This window comes from Mesorhizobium sp. M7A.F.Ca.AU.001.01.1.1 (assembly GCF_004022735.1).
GTDB classification, from domain to species: domain Bacteria; phylum Pseudomonadota; class Alphaproteobacteria; order Rhizobiales; family Rhizobiaceae; genus Mesorhizobium; species Mesorhizobium ciceri.
Map to the genome: position 1 here is coordinate 1 of NZ_RZPF01001085.1, position 1,373 is coordinate 1,373.

Genomic DNA, 1,373 nt, shown 5'->3' on the forward strand with positions numbered 1-1,373 from the left:
GTCAGATCTAGCTCCTGGGCGGCGGCGGTGAAACTGCCGAGCCGGGCCACAGCCTCGAAGGCGGCAAGGGCGCTGATGTTGGGTAAAAGGCGGCGTTGGACACTCATGATCCATTCCTAACGATCATTGATCGGTGAATCAATTTCGTTTGATTTTTTCGAGGCGCAGGCCGATAGAACGGGCCAACATTTTGCTTCATGCATGTCATCGTTTTGAGCGACATGCATTGGTTGGGAGAAACGCGATGGCCGCCGACAAGAACGCATTCGTCTGGGAAGACCCGTTCCTGATCGAGGGCCAGCTTTCGGAAGACGAGCGCATGGTGCGCGACGGGGCGGCCGCCTTCGCCGCCGACAGACTGGCGCCGCGGATCGAGGACGCCTACCTCAACGAGACCTTCGACACCGCGATCTTCCGTGAAATGGGCGAGGCCGGCCTGCTCGGCATCAACATCCCTGAAGAATTCGGCGGGCTTGGCGCGAACTACGTCACCTATGGGCTGGTCGCACGCGAAGTAGAGCGCGTCGATTCCGGCTATCGGTCGATGATGTCAGTGCAGTCGTCGCTGGTGATGTATCCGATCTATGCCTATGGCTCGGACGAACAGCGCAAGAAGTACCTGCCCAAGCTCGCCAGCGGCGAGTGGATCGGCTGTTTCGGCCTGACCGAGCCGGATGCAGGCTCCGACCCGGGCGGTATGAAGACGCGCGCCGAGAAGACCGCCAACGGCTACAAGCTGTCCGGTTCGAAGATGTGGATTTCCAACGCGCCCGTCGCCGATGTGTTCGTCGTCTGGGCGAAGCTGAAGGGGGAGAACGGCAAGGACGAGATCCGTGGCTTCGTGCTGGAAAAGGGCATGAAAGGGCTTTCGGCGCCGAAGATCGGCGGCAAGCTGTCGCTGCGGGCGTCGATCACCGGCGAAGTGGTGATGGAAGGCGTCGAGGTCGGCGAGGACGCGCTGCTGCCCAACGCAAAGGGCCTTGGCGGACCGTTCGGATGCCTCAACCGGGCTCGCTTCGGCATTTCCTGGGGCTCGATGGGCGCCGCCGAGGATTGCTGGCACCGCGCCCGCCAATACGGTCTCGACCGCAAGCAGTTCGGCAAGCCGCTGGCCGGCACGCAACTCTACCAGAAGAAGCTTGCCGACATGCAGACCGAAATTGCGTTGGGATTGCAGGCGTCCTTGCGCGTCGGGCGGCTGCTGGATGAAGGTAAGATGGCGCCGGAAATGATCTCGATCGTCAAGCGCAACAATTGCGGCAAGGCGCTGGACATCGCCCGCCAGGCCCGCGACATGCATGGCGGCAACGGCATCCAGATCGGCTACCACGTCATGCGCCACGCGCAGAACCTGGAGACGGTCAACACCTATG

General features: G+C 62.0%; 2 protein-coding genes. One reads left to right on the top strand and one right to left on the bottom strand.

The window, feature by feature from the left end; translation table 11 throughout:
- On the bottom strand, positions 1-107 hold a 107-nt coding region (locus EN884_RS36035; protein WP_128361129.1), incomplete at its 3' end, for a LysR family transcriptional regulator.
- Between the two features lie 137 nt (positions 108-244).
- Between EN884_RS36035 and EN884_RS36040 the strand changes: the two genes are divergently transcribed.
- Positions 245-1,373 (top strand): acyl-CoA dehydrogenase (locus EN884_RS36040; RefSeq protein ID WP_164895424.1); only part of this gene is annotated, 1,129 nt, incomplete at its 3' end.